General features: G+C 41.8%; 24 protein-coding genes. 9 read left to right on the top strand and 15 right to left on the bottom strand.

The annotated features are described in order from the left end of the window. Positions 1 to 41 precede the first annotated feature (41 nt). The 4 genes from CL181_RS19195 to CL181_RS19185 all read left to right on the top strand — a co-directional run bounded on the left by CL181_RS19195 (position 42) and on the right by CL181_RS19185 (position 1,841). Positions 42 to 506 carry a cytidine/deoxycytidylate deaminase family protein gene (locus CL181_RS19195; RefSeq protein ID WP_097300931.1) on the top strand — a complete coding sequence of 155 codons (465 nt, stop codon included), beginning with the start codon at positions 42 to 44 and terminating at the stop codon, positions 504 to 506. A gap of 58 nt (positions 507 to 564) precedes the next feature. Then, entirely contained in the window at positions 565 to 1,062 is a 498-nt protein-coding gene (locus CL181_RS19190; protein WP_394336516.1) for a CDP-2,3-bis-(O-geranylgeranyl)-sn-glycerol synthase, read from the top strand. Positions 1,063 to 1,201: 139 nt separating this feature from the next. Beyond that, positions 1,202 to 1,321, top strand: a complete 120-nt coding sequence (locus CL181_RS21615; RefSeq protein WP_369332924.1) for a hypothetical protein — start codon at positions 1,202 to 1,204, stop codon at positions 1,319 to 1,321. Further along, positions 1,311 to 1,841, top strand: a complete 531-nt coding sequence (locus CL181_RS19185) for a YkgJ family cysteine cluster protein (RefSeq protein ID WP_097300930.1) — start codon at positions 1,311 to 1,313, stop codon at positions 1,839 to 1,841. Before CL181_RS21615 ends, CL181_RS19185 begins: the two co-directional genes overlap by 11 nt. Here the strand turns inward: CL181_RS19185 and CL181_RS19180 are convergent. After that, positions 1,838 to 2,227: a molybdopterin-dependent oxidoreductase gene (locus CL181_RS19180; protein WP_097300929.1), complete on the bottom strand. Its 390-nt coding sequence runs from the start codon at positions 2,225 to 2,227 to the stop codon at positions 1,838 to 1,840. The two genes, CL181_RS19185 and CL181_RS19180, sit on opposite strands and share 4 nt — an antisense overlap. A gap of 31 nt (positions 2,228 to 2,258) precedes the next feature. On the opposite strand from CL181_RS19180, the gene CL181_RS19175 reads away from it, so the two are divergent. Beyond that, positions 2,259 to 2,609, top strand: a complete 351-nt coding sequence (locus CL181_RS19175; RefSeq protein ID WP_097300928.1) for a hypothetical protein — start codon at positions 2,259 to 2,261, stop codon at positions 2,607 to 2,609. Here the strand turns inward: CL181_RS19175 and CL181_RS19170 are convergent. Next, entirely contained in the window at positions 2,595 to 2,810 is a 216-nt protein-coding gene (locus CL181_RS19170; RefSeq protein ID WP_097300927.1) for a hypothetical protein, read from the bottom strand. The genes CL181_RS19175 and CL181_RS19170 overlap by 15 nt on opposite strands. A 134-nt stretch (positions 2,811 to 2,944) precedes the next feature. Beyond that, complete coding sequence (locus CL181_RS19165) at positions 2,945 to 3,502, bottom strand: sulfite oxidase-like oxidoreductase (RefSeq protein ID WP_097300926.1); 558 nt, start codon at positions 3,500 to 3,502, stop codon at positions 2,945 to 2,947. Between the two features lie 259 nt (positions 3,503 to 3,761). Between CL181_RS19165 and rqcH the strand changes: the two genes are divergently transcribed. Then, positions 3,762 to 5,723: a ribosome rescue protein RqcH gene (gene rqcH, locus CL181_RS19160; protein ID WP_097300925.1), complete on the top strand. Its 1,962-nt coding sequence runs from the start codon at positions 3,762 to 3,764 to the stop codon at positions 5,721 to 5,723. Between the two features lie 68 nt (positions 5,724 to 5,791). Here rqcH and CL181_RS19155 read toward each other — a convergent pair whose 3' ends face one another. The 7 genes from CL181_RS19155 to CL181_RS20720 all read right to left on the bottom strand — a co-directional run bounded on the left by CL181_RS19155 (position 5,792) and on the right by CL181_RS20720 (position 11,870). After that, positions 5,792 to 6,649 carry a 3-oxoacyl-ACP reductase family protein gene (locus tag CL181_RS19155; RefSeq protein WP_097300924.1) on the bottom strand — a complete coding sequence of 286 codons (858 nt, stop codon included), beginning with the start codon at positions 6,647 to 6,649 and terminating at the stop codon, positions 5,792 to 5,794. 4 nt (positions 6,650 to 6,653) lie between these two features. Further along, positions 6,654 to 7,832 (bottom strand): acetyl-CoA C-acetyltransferase, encoded by a 1,179-nt coding sequence (locus CL181_RS19150; RefSeq protein WP_097300923.1) that lies wholly within the window; start codon positions 7,830 to 7,832, stop codon positions 6,654 to 6,656. Positions 7,833 to 7,846: 14 nt separating this feature from the next. Continuing rightward, positions 7,847 to 8,587, bottom strand: coding sequence for a 3-oxoacyl-ACP reductase FabG (gene fabG, locus CL181_RS19145; RefSeq protein WP_097300922.1), 741 nt, complete (start codon positions 8,585 to 8,587; stop codon positions 7,847 to 7,849). Then, positions 8,584 to 9,753 carry a class III poly(R)-hydroxyalkanoic acid synthase subunit PhaC gene (gene phaC, locus CL181_RS19140; RefSeq protein WP_217993223.1) on the bottom strand — a complete coding sequence of 390 codons (1,170 nt, stop codon included), beginning with the start codon at positions 9,751 to 9,753 and terminating at the stop codon, positions 8,584 to 8,586. Before phaC ends, fabG begins: the two co-directional genes overlap by 4 nt. Positions 9,754 to 9,760: 7 nt before the next feature. Then, a complete protein-coding gene (locus tag CL181_RS19135) occupies positions 9,761 to 10,234 on the bottom strand; it encodes a poly(R)-hydroxyalkanoic acid synthase subunit PhaE (protein WP_097300921.1) in 474 nt (157 codons plus the stop codon). Positions 10,235 to 10,236: 2 nt separating this feature from the next. Next, on the bottom strand, positions 10,237 to 11,319 hold the full coding sequence (locus CL181_RS19130) for a hypothetical protein (RefSeq protein WP_097300920.1): 1,083 nt from the start codon (positions 11,317 to 11,319) through the stop codon (positions 10,237 to 10,239). Between the two features lie 398 nt (positions 11,320 to 11,717). Continuing rightward, positions 11,718 to 11,870: a hypothetical protein gene (locus CL181_RS20720; RefSeq protein ID WP_176505341.1), complete on the bottom strand. Its 153-nt coding sequence runs from the start codon at positions 11,868 to 11,870 to the stop codon at positions 11,718 to 11,720. A 242-nt stretch (positions 11,871 to 12,112) separates the two neighbouring features. On the opposite strand from CL181_RS20720, the gene hisD reads away from it, so the two are divergent. Then, complete coding sequence (hisD, locus tag CL181_RS19125) at positions 12,113 to 13,372, top strand: histidinol dehydrogenase (RefSeq protein ID WP_097300919.1); 1,260 nt, start codon at positions 12,113 to 12,115, stop codon at positions 13,370 to 13,372. Positions 13,373 to 13,432: 60 nt separating this feature from the next. Here the strand turns inward: hisD and CL181_RS19120 are convergent, their stop codons facing one another. The 4 genes from CL181_RS19120 to mntA form a co-directional block, all read right to left on the bottom strand. Beyond that, positions 13,433 to 13,909: a flavodoxin domain-containing protein gene (locus CL181_RS19120; protein ID WP_097300918.1), complete on the bottom strand. Its 477-nt coding sequence runs from the start codon at positions 13,907 to 13,909 to the stop codon at positions 13,433 to 13,435. A gap of 63 nt (positions 13,910 to 13,972) precedes the next feature. After that, positions 13,973 to 16,423 carry a DUF5814 domain-containing protein gene (locus CL181_RS19115; protein ID WP_097300917.1) on the bottom strand — a complete coding sequence of 817 codons (2,451 nt, stop codon included), beginning with the start codon at positions 16,421 to 16,423 and terminating at the stop codon, positions 13,973 to 13,975. A 48-nt stretch (positions 16,424 to 16,471) separates the two neighbouring features. Continuing rightward, positions 16,472 to 16,756: a type VII toxin-antitoxin system HepT family RNase toxin gene (gene hepT / locus CL181_RS19110; RefSeq protein ID WP_097300916.1), complete on the bottom strand. Its 285-nt coding sequence runs from the start codon at positions 16,754 to 16,756 to the stop codon at positions 16,472 to 16,474. Then, a complete protein-coding gene (mntA, locus tag CL181_RS19105) occupies positions 16,753 to 17,169 on the bottom strand; it encodes a type VII toxin-antitoxin system MntA family adenylyltransferase antitoxin (protein WP_097300915.1) in 417 nt (138 codons plus the stop codon). The genes hepT and mntA overlap by 4 nt, the downstream gene beginning before the upstream one ends. A gap of 330 nt (positions 17,170 to 17,499) precedes the next feature. On the opposite strand from mntA, the gene CL181_RS19100 reads away from it, so the two are divergent. Both CL181_RS19100 and CL181_RS19095 read left to right on the top strand, forming a co-directional pair. Then, a complete protein-coding gene (locus CL181_RS19100) occupies positions 17,500 to 17,790 on the top strand; it encodes a hypothetical protein (protein ID WP_097300914.1) in 291 nt (96 codons plus the stop codon). A gap of 1 nt (position 17,791) precedes the next feature. Next, positions 17,792 to 17,977 carry a hypothetical protein gene (locus CL181_RS19095; RefSeq protein ID WP_097300913.1) on the top strand — a complete coding sequence of 62 codons (186 nt, stop codon included), beginning with the start codon at positions 17,792 to 17,794 and terminating at the stop codon, positions 17,975 to 17,977. Positions 17,978 to 17,989: 12 nt separating this feature from the next. On the opposite strand, the gene CL181_RS20715 is transcribed toward CL181_RS19095, so the two are convergent. Next, the gene (locus tag CL181_RS20715) at positions 17,990 to 18,166 is read right to left on the bottom strand and encodes a hypothetical protein (protein ID WP_176505340.1); all 177 of its coding nucleotides are present in this window, start codon (positions 18,164 to 18,166) and stop codon (positions 17,990 to 17,992) included. Between the last annotated feature and the right edge of the window lie 4 nt (positions 18,167 to 18,170).

Raw genomic sequence — 18,170 nt, 5'->3', positions numbered from 1 at the left:
ATTCTTTAAGCAGTAAATATTTATCGTTTGGTGGTTATTAATTGCCGATGCGACCCACACTGGATGAATATTTCATGGAAATAGCAACGATTGTTGCAAAACGCTCCACATGCCTCAGGAACCAGGTAGGGGCGGTAATAGTGAAAGATAAGAGGATACTTTCCACAGGTTATAATGGCGCACCAAGGAACCTTGAACACTGTCTTGATATAGGATGCATCAGACAGCAAAACAATATTGCGTCGGGGACGCGTCATGAACTGTGCCGCGCCGTCCATGCGGAACAGAATGCCATTATCCAGGCTGCGCTTCATGGTGTCAGCATAGAGAACGCTATTGTTTATTGTACTCACCAGCCATGCATCCTGTGTGCAAAGATGCTGATCAATTCAAGAATTGAAAAAGTGGTATTCGGGACCGTATATCCTGATAAGGAATCCCTGGTTTTTTTTGATAAAGCTGGTGTTAAGGTTGAGCAATTTACACCCATAACCCATGAGCAGTGAGGCTATGTTTGAAATTTTTGTAACTATTTTCGGGTTGATCCTGAAAGCTTCATGGTTGATGCTTCCTGCTTACATGGCAAATCCGACTGCTGTTGTTTTCGGAGGCGGGACACCCATTGATCTGGGGAAGAACTGGAAAGACGGCAGAAGAATATTCGGTGACGGCAAGACCTTTCGCGGCCTTATCGGGGGAACAATTTGCGGCGTTATCACAGGTCTTATCCAGATGCAGGTCACGCCACTGCACAATCTTGGGACGTTCACTTATATATCGATATTCACGCTTTCTTTTGGCGCTCTTCTTGGTGATATGACAAAAAGCTTTTTTAAAAGAAGGCTTGGGTATGAACGCGGCGCAAAATTTCCCATTGTTGACCAGCTTGATTTTGTGGCAGGCGCCTGGATATTAACATATGCCTTTGACCCGGTGTGGTTTTCAGATAACTTCCTTGCAGAGCCGTGGATAATGGTCACTGTTGTTTTTTTCACACCGCTTCTGCATCGGTTGACCAATATTATCGGATATTATGCCAGATTAAAAAAGGAGCCATGGTAATGACATCACTTACAGATTCCCTGAAAGAATGCGGGGCAATTAAATCCGGGGATTTTACCCTTTCCTCGGGAAAGAAGCCAAGGAATACGGGACAAAAGGGCAGATTGTAGGAGATTTTATAAAAAACAGCACTGCACTCATGGTCGAAGATGTTGCCACTACAGGAGGTTCTGTTTTGAAAGCGATCAAACTCCTAAAAGATGAAGGTGTTGAATTAATACCACTTGTGAGGATCGGCGAGTTGTTGCATGGAAACTGACATCAGTAAGATAAAGAAGATATCAAAACAAAAAGAAAAAGAGAACTGGGAATTCCGGTCGTTTTTGAAAAATTGCGATATAACGGATGAAAAAATAGATTCAATTGTTCATAGATTATATCGTGATATAGTCTCAGAAATAGATTGTCAAAAATGTGCCAATTGCTGTATAGAAATGGTACCAACCCTGGATAATGAAGATATTGATAAATTCTCAAAAGGTTCAGGGATTCCTGTTGCTGAATTGAAAAGCAAGTATCTTATAAAAAATCACGAATCAAACGATTATACTTTTGATAAGATGCCATGCCCTTTCCTCAAAAATAATTCGTGTTCATGCTATGCCTATCGGCCTAAAGATTGTGTGGCTTATCCTCATTTGCATAAGAATGATTTCACTTCAAGATTAATAAATGTAATTGTAAATTGTTCAATCTGCCCGATCGTATTCAATGTTTTTGAAGGTTTGAAATATAAGATTCTGGATTATGATCAGGAGGAAAAAGAAGATTTTTATTAATACGAATACCTTTCCTCTTTCCACGGGTCTGCGCTGTCGCTGTATCCCCTCTGTTCCCAGAAGCCCAGCTCCTTTTTTTCCGTAAATACAACTTTTCTCACCCATTTGGCGCTCTTGTAAGCGTATTTTTTCGGGACGACAAGCCGGAGCGGCCCGCCGTGCAATACTTCAAGGGGCTTTCCCTCAAAATTGTATGCAAGAATGACATCAGGCTCCATGAGTTCCATAAGTGCAAGGCTGGTTGTATAACCACCATCAGCCTCAATTGTAGCGAACCGGGCATTGCTTTTTGGTCTTACAAGTTTTGCCAGGTCACTGAATCGAATGCCCTCCCATTTATTATCAAACCTGCTCCATCCTGTCACAGTTTCATTTGCTCGCAACATCTTTATATTCGGACTACAATAACTTGCAGGAATGAAGGGCTTTGAAGTAATAATCGTTCCATCGTTTCAAAAAGAAATCGAAAGTATAAAAGAAAAAAGACAATTGGAACTGATTTGCAAATCAATAGAAAAGATAGAAAGAATGGGCAAAAATGCAATCAAGCTACTTCATGTGAGAGACAAATACGTTTTAGGCGAAATTAAATTCATGCGTCCACCTTACAGGCTTTACGTGATTTTCAATCAAGAAAATGAAAAATTTTACATTGTCAGATGGGAACACAAGGAAAAGCAGCAAAAAGTAATAAATCAGCTTATTGGAAAACTGGAATATGCATTTGAAGGTGGAATAAAGAATATAATGGAATTATTCAGCCATTGACTTTATTCTCTGTGCTATTTGTTTTTTAAAATCTTCAGTTTTTATCGGTACAACACTGCCTTTTTCTATTGATATAATTTCTGGAATATATCTTGCAAGTAGAAATTCATCATAAATTCTGTTTGCCACTTCACTAGCTATGCTCTTTGAGATGTCTTTTACTCTTTTCTCATCAAAGCTAAAATAAATTTCCTGTTGCATACTTATATTACCTATTTTGAAACTTAAATAGTTTTACTACCATCCACCGTTTATATTTTTGTATTTATGCATTCAGATCGCCAGCCAAAAGACGCGCCGCATATCTTCAACCGGGCATCCCAGGAATTGTTTAATTAATACGAATACCTTTCCTCTTTCCACGGGTCTGCGCTGTCGCTGTATCCCCTCTGTTCCCAGAAGCCCAACTCCTTTTTTTCCGTAAATACAACTTTTCTCACCCATTTGGCGCTCTTGTAAGCGTATTTTTTCGGGACGACAAGCCGGAGCGGCCCGCCGTGCAATGCTTCAAGGGGCTTTCCCTCAAAATTGTATGCAAGAATGACATCAGGCTCCATGAGTTCCGAAAGTGCAAGGCTGGTTGTATATCCACCGTCAGCCTCTATCGTAGCGAACCGGACATTGCTTTTTGGTCTTACGAGTTTTGCCAGGTCACTGAATCGAACCCCCTCCCATTTATTTTCAAACCTGCTCCATCCTGTCACACAATGAAAGTCGCTTACATCCACCGTTTTTTCAAGCGCAAGTAATTCATCGTATGTCAGCCTGACGGGATTTTCAACAAGCCCTTCAACACGGAAATCCCAGGTCTTGCTATCGAATTCCGGTACTTTTCCGAAATGAAGGACAGGGAAATCTGTTGTCAGGCGTTGGTGTGGGGGAAGACGGGGCATAAATTTTACTCCGGATGATTTTGATATATGGAGATATGTTAAGTGATATTATTTGAAATTACCGATTTTTTGAGACGGTTTAAATCAACACAAAAAGCTCTCGATATATTTGAGAAAATCGGACTAAAGAATGAAGCCCAAAAAGCAAAAGCTCAGATAGAGAAAATGCACCTGTAGTCATTGCCCCAACAAACATCAAAAATCCGCAGATTTTTGATGACAAACTTAAATTAACATCCCCTTCATATAGCCCCCTTACATGAAACAGGAAATGTCAAGCGTGGACGTTGCAGCGCTGGTAAGGGAATTGCATCCCCGTCTTCTTGATGCCAAGATCACAAAGATATACCAGCATTCACCGGATGAGATCAGGGTTGGGCTACATATTTTCAAAGAAGGAAGGACTAATCTTGTCATAGAGGCAGGAAAACGCTTTCATCTCACGAAAAATCCTGAGGTTGCCCCGAAATTCCCGCAGTCATTCCCGATGCTTCTTCGAAAACACCTGACAGGGGGCAGGATAACAGATGTTTCACAGTATGATTTTGACAGGATAATCGAGATGCATATCCAGCGCGGCGAGGATAAGACCATCCTTATCATAGAACTATTTTCAAGGGGGAATATCGTTTTATTGAACTCTGAAAAGCAGATAATACTGCCATTAAAATCCATAAGCTTCAGGGACAGGAAAGTCCGGGGAGGCGAGCCTTATGAGTTGCCGCAGGCACAGATCAGTCCCATTACTGCCACGCAGGATCAGCTAAAAGAAATGTTCGCACATTCTGATGCAGACATCGTCAGAACTGTGGCAACAAAAATGAATATTGGGGGCCAGTATGCAGAAGAGCTTTGCATCCGCGCCGGAATTGAGAAAAATACACCAGCGAAGGATATAAAGGATCTGTCTTCATTGCAAAATGCGCTACAGGATGTTTTTAAACCGCTAAGCACGGAACTGAAACCACAAATAACCCTGAAAGATGGGATAAAAATAGACGTGCTTCCTTTCCCTATTTCCCTTTACGAGAAAAATGAGAAGATATCTTTTAGCACTTTCAATGAGGCGCTTGATGAATATTTCAGCAGCGAGGCAAAAAAGAAAAATGAAGCCGTCAAAGTTGTAAAAGCAGCAAAGGAAGAAAAAACGAGTTCATACGAATACCGCCTCCAGAAACAGATCCTTGCGCTAGCAAAATTCAGGGAAGATGAGCAAAAGCTTGTTCATAAAGGAGAATTGATCTATTCGCATTACCAGACATGCGATGGGATCTTAAAGGTCATCAATAATGCCAGGGAGAAAGGATATTCATGGGACGATATCAAGAACATATTGAAAACATCAGAGATGCCTGAAGCAAAAGTGATCAAATCCATTAATCCCGGAAAAGGCCTGATCAATGTGCTGCTGGATAATGAGGAAGTAGAGCTCGATGTACGTCTCACGGTAACACAGAATTCCCAGGTCTATTATGACAGGTCAAAAAAATTATCGGGAAAGATAAAAGGTGCGCTTGCTGCGATAGAAGATACAAAGAAATTGACAGGGAAAAAAGAAGCTCCGAAAATAAGTAAGAAAATCCAGAAACCAAAACAAAAGTGGTTTGAGCAATTCCGGTGGTTTTTCTCATCTGATGGATTCCTTGTTATCGGGGGAAGGGATGCCCAGAGTAACGAGGATATCGTGAAAAAATACCTCCAGAAAAAAGATATTTTCTTCCATGCCCATGTATCAGGTTCTCCTGCTGTTGTAATCAAAACAGAAGGAAAAGAGGTGCCTGAAACCACGCTTCTTGAAGCTGCGCAGTTCACTGTTTCATATTCAGGCATCTGGAAATCAGGGCAGGTAAGCGGGGACGCTTACTGGGTGTTACCTGAGCAGGTCTCAAAAACCCCTGAATCAGGTGAATATGTGGCAAAAGGCGCTTTTGTGATAAGGGGAAAGCGAAATTACTTCAAGGATGTAATACTGGGCGCGGCGCTTGGTCTTGAGCTTGGTGAAGAGAAAAGGCTGATCGGAGGACCATTGAGTGCTGTAAAGAAAACAGCTCAGTTCATCCTGGAGGTTGAACCGGGTGAGTTCAACCAGAACGACATTTCAAAGAAGATATACCGTTTGCTGAATGAAAAATTCGAGGATAAAAAGCTCATAAAAACGATAGCTTCGCCGGACAGGATAGCGATGTTTTTACCGCCTGGGAGCTCACGGGTAAAAGAATGAGTTATCAGCGACAAAGTGGGCGAAACGACGGAATAATTCACTTCTGTCCGCCGCCCGAAAATCCATTTTCAGATATAGAGTCCTCCATTTATGTCAATAACCTGTCCTGTGATATAATCCCCTTCCTGAGATGCAAGAAAAGCAACGGTTCCTGCGACTTCGGAAGCTTTACCAAGCCTGCCGAGAGGAATTTTTGCGAGAATCTTATCCATTACATCACCAGGGACACCTTTTACCATATCGGTTTCAATAAATCCGGGTGCAATTGCATTCACGGTGACCCCCTTCCCTGCAAATTCCTTTGCAAGCGCCTTTGTGAGGCCAATCATTCCTGCTTTTGATGCAGTATAATTTGCCTGCCCGAAATTGCCCATTCTTCCGACGACTGAAGAAATATTTATAACCCTGCCATACTTTCTCTCAAGCATTCCTTCTATGAAAGCCTTGGTGCAATAGAAAGATCCATCCAGATTCACATGCATAACATCATCCCACATGTCAGAAGTCATTTTTACAAAAGATTTATCCCTTACTATTCCGGCATTATTGATCAGGATGTCCAGTTTCCCGAATTGTTTTATGACCTCTTCCTGCATCTTTTTTACCTGCTCAAAATTACTGACATTTGCCTGGCATATATAAGAGTGCTTTTCAATGGCATCCAGTTGTCTTGAGAACTCTTTTGCATGTTCTTTATTATCCATCTTGTGTATCTGTGAGGCAATTTTTTCAAGCTTGCCTGCCATGCCCATCATGTCAATGAGCTTTGAAACCGTCTCAGCATGCTCTTTCGTATTCTGGTAATTAATTACCACGTCTGCTCCTTCTTCCGCGAGGCGTAAAGAGATAGCTTTTCCGATACCTCTTGAGCCTCCGGTAACAAGGGCAACCTTACCGTCCAATCTGCCTTTCTTCCTGCAACCCATAATTTCACCTCTTTACAACAACGGCTATACCCTGCCCTCCTCCTATACAGAGGGTTGCAAGGCCATATGTGCCATTCCTTCTCTTTAATTCATGGAGAAGTGTAACAAGTATCCTTGCGCCGCTTGCCCCTATGGGATGTCCCAGGGCTATGGCGCCGCCGTTCACGTTAACCTTTTCAGGATCAAGACCAAGTTCCCTGTTGACCGCAATGCTTTGCGCCGCAAATGCTTCATTTGCCTCAATAAGGTCAAGCTGGCTCACGGAAAGATTCGCCCGCTGCAAAGCTTTTTTACTTGCATTGATCGGGCCTGTGCCCATAATATCGGGAGCCACCCCTGATAAACCATAGCTTTTGATGGTTGCAAGGGGAACAATTCCTTTTTCTTTTGCTTTCTCTTCGGACATTAAAAGCAAAGCAGCCGCACCATCATTAATCCCCGAAGAATTGCCTGCTGTCACAGTACCGTCCTTTTTAAATGCGCTTTTCAGTTTAGCAAGCGATTCTTTGGTTGTCCCGAACCTCGGGAATTCATCAGTATCAAAAAGAACAGGTTCGCCTTTTGGAACAGGGACTGGCACAGAAACGATCTCATCCCTGAATTTCCCGGCTTTTATGGCAGCCTCCGCTTTATTCTGGCTCTTTGCTGACAGATCATCCTGTTCATCCCTGGAAATTCCGAATTTTGCCGCTACATTCTCTGCTGTAACGCCCATATGATAATTATTGAAAATATCCCAGAGACCGTCATGAACCATCAGGTCCACAAGTTCGTCATTGCCCATTTTGGCTCCCCAGCGGGCCTTTCTTAAGGCATAAGGAGTGTTTGACATTGACTCCATGCCGCCTGCCAGTACAACATCAGCATCACCAAGCATTATAGCCTGTGCGCCAAGGACAACTGATTTTAAGCCTGAGCCGCATACTTTATTTACGCTGAATGAGGATACTTCGACCGGGATACCTGCGCTAATCGCTGCCTGGCGTGCAACATTCTGGCCATGCCCTGCAGAAAGTACATTTCCCATTATGACTTCATTAACTTCGGTTCCTGCTATATTTCCCCGCTTTAATGCTTCCTTCAATACCACAGAACCAAGTTGTGCCGGATTAAAATCTTTAAGACTTCCACCGAATTTTCCTATTGCGGTACGGGTCGCAGCAGCAATTACTACATTCTTCATAGTTGCCACCCGGATTACAGGAGGAGTCCGCCATCAACAGAAAGTACCGCGCCATTAACGAAATTTGCTTCATCCGAAGCAAGATATAACAGTGCATACGCGATATCATCAGGCCTGCCAAGCCTTTTTACCGGTGTTTTTTCCTTCATCATCTCAAGTATTTTTTCAGGTACGGTTGCTGTCATCGGAGTATATATAAATCCCGGAGCAACCGCATTGACCCTTATTCCTTTCCTTCCCAGTTCCTTGGCAAGAGTTTTTGTCAATCCGATCAGCCCTGCTTTGGCTGCTGAATAATTTGACTGGCCGATATTACCGTACAATCCTACAATTGAAGATACGTTGATGATCTCGCCAGTTCCATGTTTTGTCATTGCTTCTACAACTGCCTGGATGCAGTTAAAAGGCCCCTTCAGGTCTATAGTAATAACTTTGTCCCATTGGTCTTCAGTCATTTTAGAAATCAATGCATCCTGGATAATTCCTGCATTATTGATCAGGATATCGATCTTTCCATATCTTTCCAGTGTATCCTTTACAACTTCTTTTGACTGTTCCCTGTCGGATACATCAAGCTTTGCAAAGAATGCATCACTTCCGTTATTCCTTATTAATTCTGCTGTTTCCTGGCCTGCTTTTTCATTCACATCCGCCACTACGACTTTAGCGCCTTCTTTTCCAAACAATATTGCAGTCTCACGGCCAATACCGCTTCCTGATCCTGTTATTATTACGACCTTGTTTTCAACTCTCATTTCTTGATCTCCTTCGATTTGCGATTACTTTTCTTACTTTTGCTTTTCTTTACATCGGTTTTATTTTGATCTCTATCTGCATCTGTACTTTTGGGAGTTTCATCTTTACTGGTAATAGACCTTGGTTTTAACCATTGTGCAATTTTCGGGCAAACCTCATTCTGGGATTTTGAGCCAACGAACATACCGATATGACCTGTGGGGAAAACCATAGATTCTTTATCAGTACTCGATACAGCCTCTGTCAAGGGCTGGCTTGATTCATTTGGAACAAGATGATCAAATTGTGCCATAATATTAAGCAAGGGCATGGAAATTTTCTTCAAATTGATCCTCTTTCCTCCGATTTCCATTTTGTTTTTAATCAGGAGGTTTTTCTGGTAACAGTCTTTCATGAACTGCCTGTAAGCTTCACCTGCCTGGCCCGGGCTGTCAAATATCCATTTTTCCATGCGTAGAAAATTTTCTACGGTTTTCTTGTCATCGATCCGTTCTAAAAATCCCACATATTTATCGATCATAAGCCTGAAAGGATCAAGAAGAAGGAATCCCATGTTCAGGAAATCTCCGGGAACTATACCATAATAGTCCACTATTTTGTCCACGTCCATTTCTTTTGCCCAGATATTGAGCAGGGATTTATCGGTATCAAAGTTGATAGGTGCAACAAAACTTATCAGGTTTTTTACCTTTTCTGGGTGAAGTGAGGCATACATTGCGGATAAAGTTCCGCCCACACATACGCCTAATAAGGAAATTTTATCTGCTCCCGATTCTCTCCTGACATAATCCACAGCATTATTCAGATAGCCATTCACATAATCATCTATCGTGAGATATTTGTCCATCCCTGAGGGGTATCCCCAGTCAATTGCATAAACGTCAAAGCCCTTATCCAGGAGGTTCTTTATTACGCTCTTATCAGGCGAAAGATCAAGGATATAATATCGGTTTACAAGAGCGTATATCATAAGAACAGGAACCTGACAGGGATTTTCCACTGCTGGTTTATAGTGAAAAAGTTTCATTTTATCTTCACTATATACTATCTCATGAGGGGTTGTTCCCACTGAAATTTCAGTTAACTCTGAAATTACTTCACAACTTTTTGTAAATTTTATAAAAGGTTCTTCAATTAAATTAAGTCCATTCATTGTTTGAATCATAAAATAATCATTTTTCCTGTGATAATTCATTGATTTTCCGGGTCAATTCTCTTACTGTTTTTTTAAGAGAATACAGCTCCCTGTTCACTTCATCAATATCGGTACTTGTGGGTAGATTCATAGGTTTTAGTAAATTTTCCTCAAGCATTTCCCGATTGTATTTTTGAGCGTCGATCAAAAGTGAGGTGATTTTACCCATATCCCGGGCAAAATGACCTGTTCCCAGGAATTCTTTAAAGGTATCGCTGTAGGTCTCTATCCATATGTTATATATTTCTTTATTTTTCTCTGGACTGATCTCGTACCCTATATTTGCGGTTTTGTCATGCATCCTGTTCATTGCTTCAAGGGAGATATTCGAAAAATCAGAAATAGAGTCCATCCACACATTATAAAAATTCATAAAGAGAGGGAAAAACTTCATCATTTTTTCTGTTTTCTCTCTTGATGGGCCAACAGCAGGTATTTCGCCAATGTTCATGTTTAAACCTTGGGTCGTGCAGCGCGTGTATACGAATCCATCCACATTTTTGACATTTTTATGGACGCATTGGCATAGAGCTTACATGCATCCCTGATAGGTTCTATCATCTCTTTGACAGGAGATACCATGGGCATCCTATCAAAGACATCTTCGATAGCCTTTTCATGCATCTTTACCCATAGATTGAAAAATTCTTTGCAAGCTTCGGGGTCATTTGTGATCTTAGAATGGTCCTTGAATTTTTCATGCATTCCTTCCATGGCCGAAATCCATGATTTATATAGATTCAGGCTGACATTGCTGCTCTCTATGAAATTCTCGAACGCTTCTTTAGATGAGATCGCAGACCGCGGGTCAAACATTTTATAGTTTTCTTTATAAGTATTTGCCCACATATCAAAAAATTCCTTATAAGCCTCAGGGCTTGCATTGCCTTTTGAAATCTTTTCTATATTCCGGGAAAGCTTCTGCATGGATTCGACCCACGGACTATACAATTTATTAAAAGAATCCCTCCACATTGTTGACATTTTCAACAGGGTTTCCGAATAAAAATCGGGTATGCCGGTATAATTTACAAATATCTCTTTCTGGTATTTAACTGCGGGTTGTTCTATAAAATCATTCGACATTTTGTCATAGGACTTCATCCACATTTCAAAACACTCTTTGAATTTTGCAGGGTCAGCCCCATTTTTAAGTAGTTCAGAGGTCTTTTTCGTATTTTCTTCTGATTCTTCTATCCATGACCTGTAAAGTTTATTTGATTCACCGGATATTTTTATGAAGTTTTCAAGTGTTTCTTTGGGCGCAGGGATCGAAACAGGATAAAATTTCCCAAACGAATTCTCGTATGTTTTCATCCACTCATCATAAAATTCCTTATAATTTTTCGGCGCCGAATTTAAGGAGATCTCTTTTGTCTTATCAGACATTTCTCCCATTAATTCAACCCATGGTTTTAAAATTTTTGAGTGGGATTCGTCCCACATTTTTGAGACATCGCCATAGGTATCTGACCACATTTTATATGCATCTTTATTTACTTCAAATTCTGGGCTATTATCATGTTTCTTGACCATAACTACTCACTTCTCATTGTTTTGTTCATAATTCCGCGATCTGTGACCGCCACACTGATGCAATTTAATTCAAACCTGTAACATCATCCCGTTTTTTTTATTACAGGTCGATAACTGCATTATACTTATGATAGTAATCATATAAAAAGTTATCTCAGTTTGTTAATGCTTATAAAATAGATTGATTCAATTGAATTAACATGAATGCATAGCCTGTCTTTTTATAAAGCAGGCCAGTATACTGTATTATATTAACACTATACAAATATTTAGATCCAGAACGATCAATTATTTATAAACGTGAAATTTATTTCGCCCCAAATCCGCCGCGAAGGAATCTCAGAAGGTCTTCTTCATCGTCATTTTCCTGATATTTATATGTTTCTTCTTCATCCATTTTAAATTTCCAACCCCAAAAGATTATCCTCAATAGTAAAAGCACCCCTGCCACAGTCCACACATGAAACCATCGCAATTCCCTTAATGAAATCTGCGCTTCTTAACGGTATTGGCTGTTTACAATTAGGGCATACATATTGTTTTTCGATCATAACTACTCACATCTCATTGTTTTATTCATAATTCTGCGATAATGTGACGTAGTGCCACATTATTAATATAAATATCAACCCGCAATTACTTCCCGTTTTTCAATTACAGGGAGATAACAGGAATATCATAATGAGCATAATGATATAAAAAGTTATCGCTGCTCACAGTACATATTGAACGTATTGTTACCTGACGACTTCACACAAACATTTATCTCTCTACACCCTGAAATCAGTATGTAATGTTATTAAATTCCATTAGTATGCTCACAAATATTGAAATTGAAAGCCTTCTAAAGCGCCAGGATGAGTTACAGGAAGTAATGCCTTCTGTAACACTCATTCTGAACGATATAAAAGAGAATGGCGATACTGCTCTATTAAAATATACAATGCAATTTGATAAAGCAGCCTTAAAAGATATCGAAGTTTCCCATAAGGAAATACATGAAGCAGTTTTTTCACTTGACAAAAAGCTCCTGACACATCTTAAAAAAGCAGCGTCAAACATTCGTGCGTTCCATGATGCCCAGGCCACAAAGGACTGGATAAAGGAATTTGCACCCGGGATCAGGCTGGGACAGCGTATTTCACCTCTTGGGTCCGTAGGCGCTTATGTCCCTGGCGGAAGGGCATCTTATCCAAGTACTGCTCTTATGACAGTTATCCCTGCAAAAGTCGCAGGCGTAAGGCAGGTTATTGTATGCACTCCCCCGAACCCGGATGGAACAGTAAACCCACTGACACTGGCAGCCGCACATATCGCAGGCGCAGACCGTGTTTTTCGCGCAGGAGGCGTACAGGCAATAGCTGCTATGGCTTATGGGACAAAGACCATTCCAAAAGTAGATAAAATAGTTGGGCCTGGCAATGTATATGTCACAGCAGCCAAAATGGCCTGCGGAACTGCTATTGATTTTCCTGCGGGCCCAAGTGAAGTGCTGATAATTGCAGATGGATCGGCAAGAGCTGATTTCATAGCTTCTGATATGATAGCCCAGGCAGAGCATGACCCGAACGCTGTTTGCGTGCTTGTAACCCCATCAGAAAACCTGGCAAAACAAGTAATGCAGGAGATAGAGATCCAGATAAAAAATGTGGCACGTGCAGAAATTATCAAGACCTCGCTTGAGAATGCAGCCATACTCACTGGAACACTTGATGAATGCATTGATTTTTCAAATAAGTTTGCGCCTGAGCATCTTGAAATAATGACCGAGGAAGATATTCTTGGCAGGATCAGGCATGCAGGTTCGATTTTTGTCGGTTCTTATGCGCCTGTATCTGCTGGTGATTATGCATCAGGCACGAACCATGTCCTTCCAACAGCAGGATATGCACGGATGTTCTCAGGTTTGAATATTGACCATTTCGTAACGAAATCAAGCGTGCAGATCATTGAAAAGAAAGGTCTTGAGGGAATGAACGATACAATTATTGGGCTTGCCGAAGCTGAAGGGCTTTTTGCTCATGCAAATGCGGTAAGGATACGCAAGAGCTAAGGTTAAAACCCATCATATCGCTGGAAACTAAAGTTAAAAGAATTATTTTTTCCATTCCTGTTACGCAACAATATATGTGGGTTTTTGTGTTTTTTTTACCGCATCTGCAAGTTTTTCTCCCATCTCAATAGCGTTTGCTTTATCAGATTCTCCCGGCATACCTTTAACCGCCAGACCCGGTTTGATCCACCCGGGATTGAATACAGCCACCAGTTTTTCCATTGATGCAAGCGCAGCAGCCTGTTTACCCTGTCCTGTTGTAAAAAGTAATACAGGTTTGCCGCTCATTTTCTCTTTTACAGAAGAGAGTCCTTCAAAGAGATTTTTAATTTCTCCGTCCATATACTCAGAAGCAGAATGTGAGCCAAATGCGTAGCCATTAGCTGAAGCCACATCATCCGGTCTGATGTCTTTTGCCCTCTTCATTTCAAATGATACGCCGTCCACTTTTTTAATTCCCTCCGCGATTATCTGTGCAAGTTTTTCGGTACTGCCTGTTGAAGATGCATAAGTTATTAGAATTTTTTTGTCAACCACACTATCATCTCTTGTTATGATTTTGTCCTGAGTTATATTATAGGAACTATAAACGCTTTTTCTTTACCCTTCCATCCTTTCCCTTAACTCCCTTGCCATCTTGCTAATCTCCTTTTTCCCGAAAATCCCGCCTATCAATTCCACAGCCTCAAGGTTCCTTGCAGCCTGGTCAAGATAATTGAGGACATCGCCTGTGTATGCATAAACCCCGTACTGCTTCTCCAGTTCCTTAATAACCTCGTCAGGGGCGCGACCCCCGGCACATAATTCTATGACCCTTGCTGAGAATTTTCGCTCGGCGCAGCCGCAGTACGGTGAATCCTTACATATGCATGACATGAATTCCCGGGCAAAATCAAGCATGGTGCGGCGCAGGTTCTCTTTGAGTTTTGAAAAACCATCTGCCGAAAAAATGATATCAAGCCCTGCGCCGAAAACTCTTGTCGGGATATCTGTCCCGAGTGCATCCGATAATTGCGATGCATACCTGAAATAGACAGAATCCAGGGTTTCAAGGCCTGTAACAATATCTAGTGGCTTAATTCCTTTAAAAATTGCATTCTTTATCAAGAATGTCTGTTCCACGCTCAGGAAATGTGATGCGACAATAAATCCAAGTTTTGTGGGACGGTATTCACCATCTTTTTTCTCGATAAAACCATGTTCCTTCAGTTTATCCAGAAGGAACTCCAGGTTTCCTTTACCAAGCAGCATTTCATTTAATTTAGTGATGTCAGAAAGAGAATGCGCTACCACGATATTGGAAAGAGTCTCCTCAAGCTGTTCATCATCCCCGTAATCCACGCCAAAATGTTCAAGTACGCCGCGAAGCAGCCTGAAAGCGACTTCATCTTCCGAATCTCCCTTTCCGAACCTTCTTTCCGGGTCAGCAAGAAGCACAACGATGCCAAGGTCATGGTAATCCGGTCTTCCTGCGCGTCCCAGCATCTGCTGGAACTCACGCACGGTCAGCCATTCGATACCCATGGCAAGTGACTCAAATATGACCTGCGATGCGGGAAAATCCACACCTGCCGCAAGCGCCGCTGTTGTCACGACCACAGGCAGCTCTCCTTTCCCGAATTGCGTTTCCACTTTATTTCGTTCAGGATAGGATAGACCCGCATGGTACGGAAGCGCTTTTATTGAAAGCCCTTCTGCAAGCATATGGCAGTTACGCCGCGAATTGGTAAATACGATAGTCTGTCCCCGGAAACCCTTAGAGGATCTCTTATCAAATTCCTGCCTGGCAAGCCGTTCGATCATTCGCTTTTTTTCGTATTCGGGCGCGAATATCAGGTGCCTCTCTATCGGGACAGGCCTCTCTTCGAACTCTATTAATCCTGCGTTCAGTTTTTCCGAAAGCCAGCCAGGGTTGCCAACTGTTGCCGAGAGATAAACGTACTGGGCATCGGATGCAATGAATTTCAGGCGGGCAATAAGACCATCGAGCCTGTGCCCCCTTTCTTTATCCTCAAGCGTATGCACCTCGTCAATAACGACAGTTCCTATGTTGCCAAGCGTATGCGCATTTCCTGATCTCAGAATGAAATCAATTCCTTCATAAGTGCCTACGATGATATCAGATGAGAGGGTAGTGCGGATACCTTTAATTCCTTTGGTTATGCGGCTTGTTCCCACGCGCAGTGACGTGGTTGCAATCGAAGAATACCGGCGCGTGAATTGTTCATATTTCTGGTTGGCCAGAGCAACAAGGGGAACAAGGAACAGCATCCTGCCTTTCTTGTTCAAGATGTTGGAAAGTCCGGCAAGCTCACCGATAAGCGTTTTTCCTGTTGCTGTAGCCGAAATGATCAGCTGGTTCTTTCTTTCAAGAAGACCTGCTTCAATAGAAAGCGCCTGGACTGGCATGAGTTCTTCCATCTGTTTTAACAGGAGCTTTTTAAGTTCATCGTGCAGCGGCAGGTCCTTCACCTTTATCGTTTTATCAACTTTACATGCTGCCATGGTGTCAAATCTGGTCAATCCCGAATCCAGTTTCCCGGGGCTTAGCATTGCAAGCACCCTGTCAAGGTTCTTTGTTTTGAGCAGGATCTGGATGAGACGTTCCTGGCCAAGGCTTCCGAGTTTGATGGATTTTGCTTCCTTTATCAGTTCTTTTTTCGCACAATACTCGCACACCGATTCGTTGTGAAACCGGATGGAATTATCGCCCATTGTGGTATACTTGCCAGCCAGCAGGCAGAGGCGGCATGTTGCCGTATAACCATAATCGAGCTGGAAAGCCGTCAAAAGTTCCTTAAATTCTGCTTCAGATTTTTCATTTCCTTCGGCGATCAGGATTTTATCAGCAAGCCGCAAGAGTTCAATTACTTCTTCGGGCGCCCTGAAATCATCCTTTTCTCCCTGCCTGATTCTGAATTTTCCTACGCGCGCTCCACGCGGTGTTTTTTTCAAAGTAAGGATACCATAGAACGCAGGCTCAGTTGCATTATCTTTTATTGGCAAAACGATTATTTTGGAATCCTGCGGGTGGATGATAACAGAGAGCATTTGTGTTTCTGAATACTCGCCAGATATTAAAAATATGGATAAACTTATTTAAAGTCGTGAGTTCAATATAGCAAAATTTTTTGGCAAAATTCCTTGCTCCCCAAGGATTAAAAATACCTCCTGGTAAGATTCCGGCCGTTTCAGTTTTTCTCGTGAGATTATCATTTCACCAATGTCGATCGTACATTCTAATGCGACCTCTAAATATCTCTCAATTGCTCCCTTAAGGGTGTGATCTGTCTGCAGTTCTTCTATTTGATGATGTTGATAGCCTTTTAATATGGTCACATATTCCCTGAGGTGTTCAAGTTTAGATGCAATTTCGTCATTCATGCAAAACCAACCTCAGCAATCCGTTTCAAAGTTTCTTCCGTGTGCCTTTTTATGTAATATTTTTCATCCAGATACATGGAAAGGATCTTTGTTTCAAACTTTACTCTCTGTGTTTCACCGGATTTTAAAATAATTCCATCTTTAATAATATTATATGCCAGAAGCAAAGGCGCTTCGTTTAAAACAATCAGGTCTATTTTGTTTTTATTAATTAAAACGGCTATTTCACCCATCAATCTTAATTCCAACTCGAAGCGGTCTTTTTTGGATAAATTTTCATCCAGCAGGACTCCAATATCAACATCGCTCAACCTGCCTGCATCGCCCCTGACAGTTGAACCGAAAATGTAAGCAAGTATTACGCTATCTTTGCTGCTGAAATATTCTTTTAATTCTTTTTCATATAGTATCATGAATACTTTGTAATTTGTTTTTGATAATATATGTTCTTCGCTTATGTGACGTATCTTTAGATGGAAGTATAACAGATGCAGACGTCGTCAGTGTTTGTATTGTATGTTAATTATTAAAATCCTCGGCGCCGGGCAGGAGCGGCGGGCTGCCCTGAAAGCCAGACGCAGGCGCACCGGGGTATCCGAAAGTGTGTGCCTGCTGAGTGCGTTTTGTAAAGATGTTCCTTGGGGCGCGTGAATCAATGTTTTTGAAGCGATACAAGAATTCACTTTCGCCCCGCTTTCCGAACGTTTTTAACCAAGGATTATATCTTAGCCCTGTGATAAACTATGCCAGACTGGAAAAATATCAAGTTATTATATGGCGATAATACACTTGACCATATTGCACGACATAGAGTGAGTTTATCCGAAGTGCATAACGTTTTTGATGGATTTTTCATTCCGTACAGGATAAACGTGAATGGAGCCTTGAGGTATTTTGTTCTTGGTGAATCGTATGGCAGGGTGCTGGTGGTAATCTTGGAACCCTCTGGAACCAATGAAATGCTATTAATAACGGCTTTTGATGCGCCAGATAGCAAGAAGAAGTTATATAGAGGAAAGTTAAAAAGTGAATAAGATGAGAAGATACATAGCCAAAGATGAAGAGGATCTTATAAAACAAATTGAAAGTGACCCGGAACTTGATAAAGAATTAGAACGGGAAAAGCTCGTAAAAGGTCATGTGGTCGAGATAAGATATATAGGCAAGGCTCACAAAAAAGCAGGTGCGGCAAGGAAAAAATCGGCTGCATCACATGTGTAATACTACCCAAATTCACTTTAAAATTTCATCTTTGGTAATTAAATCATGCGCAGTATCGGCGGTCTGCCCTGAAAGCCGGATGCAGGCGCGCCATGGATGTTCTGTGCCTGCGCCTGTTTGTGTACGCGGGGGCAGGGGATGGAACACGGATTGCGCGGATGACGCGGATACGCGCGGATTTTTTCTCACAAAC

Source organism: Candidatus Methanoperedens sp. BLZ2 (genome assembly GCF_002487355.1).
GTDB lineage: Archaea > Halobacteriota > Methanosarcinia > Methanosarcinales > Methanoperedenaceae > Methanoperedens.
This window is presented reverse-complemented; position numbering and strand designations above follow the sequence as displayed.

Coding starts and splice junctions, on each gene's coding strand:
- CL181_RS19190 (WP_394336516.1), top strand. CDS start 565: ATGCTTCCTGCTTACATGGCAAATCCGACTGCTGTTGTTTTCGGAGGC.
- CL181_RS21615 (WP_369332924.1), top strand. CDS start 1,202: ATGGTCGAAGATGTTGCCACTACAGGAGGTTCTGTTTTGAAAGCGATC.
- CL181_RS19185 (WP_097300930.1), top strand. CDS start 1,311: ATGGAAACTGACATCAGTAAGATAAAGAAGATATCAAAACAAAAAGAA.
- CL181_RS19180 (WP_097300929.1), bottom strand. CDS start 2,227: ATGTTGCGAGCAAATGAAACTGTGACAGGATGGAGCAGGTTTGATAAT.
- CL181_RS19175 (WP_097300928.1), top strand. CDS start 2,259: ATGAAGGGCTTTGAAGTAATAATCGTTCCATCGTTTCAAAAAGAAATC.
- CL181_RS19170 (WP_097300927.1), bottom strand. CDS start 2,810: ATGCAACAGGAAATTTATTTTAGCTTTGATGAGAAAAGAGTAAAAGAC.
- CL181_RS19165 (WP_097300926.1), bottom strand. CDS start 3,502: ATGCCCCGTCTTCCCCCACACCAACGCCTGACAACAGATTTCCCTGTC.
- rqcH (WP_097300925.1), top strand. CDS start 3,762: ATGAAACAGGAAATGTCAAGCGTGGACGTTGCAGCGCTGGTAAGGGAA.
- CL181_RS19155 (WP_097300924.1), bottom strand. CDS start 6,649: ATGGGTTGCAGGAAGAAAGGCAGATTGGACGGTAAGGTTGCCCTTGTT.
- CL181_RS19150 (WP_097300923.1), bottom strand. CDS start 7,832: ATGAAGAATGTAGTAATTGCTGCTGCGACCCGTACCGCAATAGGAAAA.
- fabG (WP_097300922.1), bottom strand. CDS start 8,587: ATGAGAGTTGAAAACAAGGTCGTAATAATAACAGGATCAGGAAGCGGT.
- phaC (WP_217993223.1), bottom strand. CDS start 9,753: ATGATTCAAACAATGAATGGACTTAATTTAATTGAAGAACCTTTTATA.
- CL181_RS19135 (WP_097300921.1), bottom strand. CDS start 10,234: ATGAACATTGGCGAAATACCTGCTGTTGGCCCATCAAGAGAGAAAACA.
- CL181_RS19130 (WP_097300920.1), bottom strand. CDS start 11,319: ATGGTCAAGAAACATGATAATAGCCCAGAATTTGAAGTAAATAAAGAT.
- CL181_RS20720 (WP_176505341.1), bottom strand. CDS start 11,870: ATGATCGAAAAACAATATGTATGCCCTAATTGTAAACAGCCAATACCG.
- hisD (WP_097300919.1), top strand. CDS start 12,113: ATGTTATTAAATTCCATTAGTATGCTCACAAATATTGAAATTGAAAGC.
- CL181_RS19115 (WP_097300917.1), bottom strand. CDS start 16,423: ATGCTCTCTGTTATCATCCACCCGCAGGATTCCAAAATAATCGTTTTG.
- hepT (WP_097300916.1), bottom strand. CDS start 16,756: ATGAATGACGAAATTGCATCTAAACTTGAACACCTCAGGGAATATGTG.
- mntA (WP_097300915.1), bottom strand. CDS start 17,169: ATGATACTATATGAAAAAGAATTAAAAGAATATTTCAGCAGCAAAGAT.
- CL181_RS19100 (WP_097300914.1), top strand. CDS start 17,500: ATGCCAGACTGGAAAAATATCAAGTTATTATATGGCGATAATACACTT.
- CL181_RS19095 (WP_097300913.1), top strand. CDS start 17,792: ATGAGAAGATACATAGCCAAAGATGAAGAGGATCTTATAAAACAAATT.